This window comes from Bathymodiolus azoricus thioautotrophic gill symbiont, from assembly GCF_001298715.1.
Classification (GTDB): Bacteria; Pseudomonadota; Gammaproteobacteria; order PS1; family Pseudothioglobaceae; genus Thiodubiliella.
In genome coordinates this window covers 1-3,135 of record NZ_CDSC02000238.1, presented here as the reverse complement: position 1 = coordinate 3,135, position 3,135 = coordinate 1, and the positions used below count along the sequence as shown (strand labels likewise).

At 35.0% G+C, this 3,135-nt stretch carries 4 protein-coding genes; 3 read left to right on the top strand and 1 reads right to left on the bottom strand.

Annotated elements, in window-relative coordinates; genetic code table 11:
- Positions 1 to 60 precede the first annotated feature (60 nt).
- Positions 61 to 417: a hypothetical protein gene (locus BAZSYMA_RS04525; protein WP_090716076.1), complete on the bottom strand. Its 357-nt coding sequence runs from the start codon at positions 415 to 417 to the stop codon at positions 61 to 63.
- Between the two features lie 65 nt (positions 418 to 482).
- On the opposite strand from BAZSYMA_RS04525, the gene cmoB reads away from it, so the two are divergent.
- From cmoB to bioC, 3 genes are read left to right on the top strand one after another with little or no spacing between them, the layout of a single operon-like run.
- Positions 483 to 1,439 carry a tRNA 5-methoxyuridine(34)/uridine 5-oxyacetic acid(34) synthase CmoB gene (gene cmoB, locus BAZSYMA_RS04520; protein WP_090716074.1) on the top strand — a complete coding sequence of 319 codons (957 nt, stop codon included), beginning with the start codon at positions 483 to 485 and terminating at the stop codon, positions 1,437 to 1,439.
- 35 nt (positions 1,440 to 1,474) lie between these two features.
- On the top strand, positions 1,475 to 2,341 hold the full coding sequence (locus BAZSYMA_RS04515; protein ID WP_090716072.1) for a metal ABC transporter solute-binding protein, Zn/Mn family: 867 nt from the start codon (positions 1,475 to 1,477) through the stop codon (positions 2,339 to 2,341).
- Positions 2,329 to 3,114 carry a malonyl-ACP O-methyltransferase BioC gene (bioC, locus tag BAZSYMA_RS04510; protein ID WP_090716070.1) on the top strand — a complete coding sequence of 262 codons (786 nt, stop codon included), beginning with the start codon at positions 2,329 to 2,331 and terminating at the stop codon, positions 3,112 to 3,114. Before BAZSYMA_RS04515 ends, bioC begins: the two co-directional genes overlap by 13 nt.
- The last annotated feature ends 21 nt before the right edge of the window (positions 3,115 to 3,135 follow it).

The window sequence follows — 3,135 nt, the reverse complement described above, 5'->3', positions numbered from 1 at the left end:
AGCCCGCTAATGCGGGCTTTTTTATTTTTTTTTTTTATTGTGTCTGTGTTAATTTAAGTATTAACCACCATGCACTTCTACACAATCCAAGTATGCATCCCATCTCTTAGGAGAGAATACTGTACCAAGCGATTCAATTGGACCTGTATTATATAAATAACCACCAGATTGCGCCTTTTTAAAAATAGCAATATTACTTTCAGATAAACCAATCTTACCTTGACAAGCAATATGTGCACGAACAGATACCGCTTTACCACCTACTGTGAGTTTTGGCTCTTGATTGCCAGCAGATTTTTCAGTAGTTGGTGCCATTGCATCCAATGACTCTACTGGACCTCTATCACGCTCATCACCACCCGCAATAACACTTACTGACAAAACTAACGCCCCTACTAATATTAAAATATTTTTCATTACTTTCTTTCTCCTATTGATTAAAATGTTATCTTACTAGTGCATTTTATATTACTATAACTCCTATGATTAATAATTTTATAAAAACATGTGCGCAATCAAAGTTATCCTCTATATATGAGGAATTGCTTGATACATCAAAACAAGCACTGGCTGTTAATAATGGCAATATAGCTAAATGGGAAAGCGCTATTGATGAACTCAAAAAACACAACAAAGGTGGGGTTAATTATCAACCCCCTTATATAAATATCAACACTTCAAACAGTGATACTAAACTAATACAACAATCTTTAAAAAAACTAACGCCATGGCGTAAAGGTCCTTATCAAATAGGAGACCTACAACTAGATAGCGAATGGCGTGGTGATATGAAATGGGATAGATTGAAAAATCATATTCAACCACTCAAGGAGAAAACTGTATTAGATGTCGGCTCTGGTAATGGTTACTTTACTTATTTAATGGCTCTATCGGGCGCGCAAATAGCACTAGGCATTGAGCCATTTTTACTATTTAACTATCAGTTTATGTCCATTCACACCCTCATTAACAATCCACCAAATGCATTTGTTCTACCGCTCAAACTGGAACAAATGCCGAAAGAAGCAGTATTTGACACAGTGTTCTCAATGGGCGTTTTGTATCATCAAAAAGACCATTTATTACACTTGCAACAACTCAAAACTCTACTAGTAGATGATGGAGAACTGGTCTTAGAAACTTTGATTATTGACAAAAAACATGGCAAACAAATTATTCCCAAAGACCGTTATGCCAGAATGCGTAATGTTTGGTGTCTACCATCAACGGATACAATCCACACTTGGTTAAAAAAAGTCGGTTTTAAAAACATTAAACTACTAGATATAACAAAAACCACGCCACAAGAACAACGCGCCACACATTGGATTGGCAATAACACACAATCAATCAAAGATTTTTTAGATCCTAATAATGATAAGTTAACTGTTGAAGGTTTGCCAGCACCTCTGCGCGCAATATTTACTTGCCAAAAGTAGTATAATCTTGGTCTTTTATTAAGAACAGTATTATTATGTTACGCATCGCTTTAATCTTTTTTCTAATGAGTGTCAATGCACTAGCAACACCTAATATTGTTGTTAGTATTAAACCCATCCACTCAATTGTTAGCAATATCACCCAAGGTGTGACTACGCCAAAGTTACTCATAAAAGACAATCAATCGCCACATCATTTTCATCTTAAACCCTCGCAAATGTCTTTGGTGGGTCAAGCAGATTTACTTATTTCTGCACACCCAAGTATTGAAGAAGGGATTGTTAAAGTACTTGATAATATTGATACTCAGCGTAAGTTATATGTTGTTGAAAAACCAACTCAACAGCTCAACAATAAGCACGAAGAGCACGAACATCATGGAGCTCATAAAGAAGATTATCATATTTGGCTGAATATTAATGCCATACAAAAATTTTCAACAAGATTAACAAATAAGTTAATTGCAATTGATATTGACAATCGTTTAATATATCAGTCAAACTTATCAGTATTCAATAAAAAATTAGATGCACTCAAAACACAGATTAAAAAGCAACTTCTACCTTATCAAAACACTCCTATGGTTACTTATTCAAACGCTTTTGAAAATTTTATACAGACAAACCAACTTAACACTCTTGCCATAGTGGTAAATAATCATGAACAAAAACCAAGCGTCAAAAATATTTTAAACGCCAGAAAAATCATCCGCTCTAAAAACGCTCAATGCTTAGTATCAACCATAGAAATTACACCAAAAAGAGTCAGCAATATTATTGAAAACCTCAACATGAAACATGAAAGCATTGATATTATTGGCTTTAAGCAAACTCAAGGTGTCTCGCAATATCCTGCCTTAATGCAAAATATTGCCAATGCGTTTGAAAAGTGTCTGAAATAAGATCAGCATTCAATAAAGCATCATCTCGATATGATGAACATGCATTTTTACAAAAGGAAATTGCCACACGCCTTGATGCAAAATTAGAAGTAATTTCTAGCAATACTGATGTTATTTTGGATTTGGGCGCAGGCACCGGTTTATTATCCCAATCTTTATTGCAACGCTTTCCAAGTTCAAAAATTATCTGCTTAGATTTTGCGCAAAAATCACTTAAAAACAATCCGTCAGCATACAAACTATGCGCCGATGCTAGCCACCTACCTTTAGCTGACAATAGCGTTGATGTTATTGCTTCCAATTTAATGATGCAATGGTGTCCGAATCTCAATCAATTATTCAATGAATGCCATCGCGTGTTAAAAAATAATGGACTAATACTATTTTCTACCTTTGGCCCCAATACGCTTAAAGAATTGAAAAAAAGTTGGGCAGTGATTGACAATAAAACACATGTTAATACCTTTACTGATATGCACGACATCGGCGATCAACTATTGCAAAGCGGTTTTCAATCGCCAGTAATGGAAATGGAAAACTTAACCTTGACCTACCAAAGCGTAACAGATTTATTGAGAGATTTAAAGGCCATCGGTGCGCAAACTGTCAGCACCCGTTCTAAATCACTCACAGGTAAGGACAAATTCCAATCAATGATTAAGATGTATGAATCTTACCGCCAAGATGGTAAATTACCTGCCACTTATGAAGTGATTTATGGGCATGCTTGGAAACGAATAAATAAAATTGGCATTGAACTTAATAATCAGTAAGAGAACTTGTTTGAATTATAG

What these genes read in the sequence shown, in the direction of transcription:
- cmoB (WP_090716074.1), top strand. Translation starts at nt 483, where the DNA reads ATGATTAATAATTTTATAAAAACATGTGCGCAATCAAAGTTATCCTCT.
- BAZSYMA_RS04525 (WP_090716076.1), bottom strand. Translation starts at nt 417, where the DNA reads ATGAAAAATATTTTAATATTAGTAGGGGCGTTAGTTTTGTCAGTAAGT.
- BAZSYMA_RS04515 (WP_090716072.1), top strand. Translation starts at nt 1,475, where the DNA reads ATGTTACGCATCGCTTTAATCTTTTTTCTAATGAGTGTCAATGCACTA.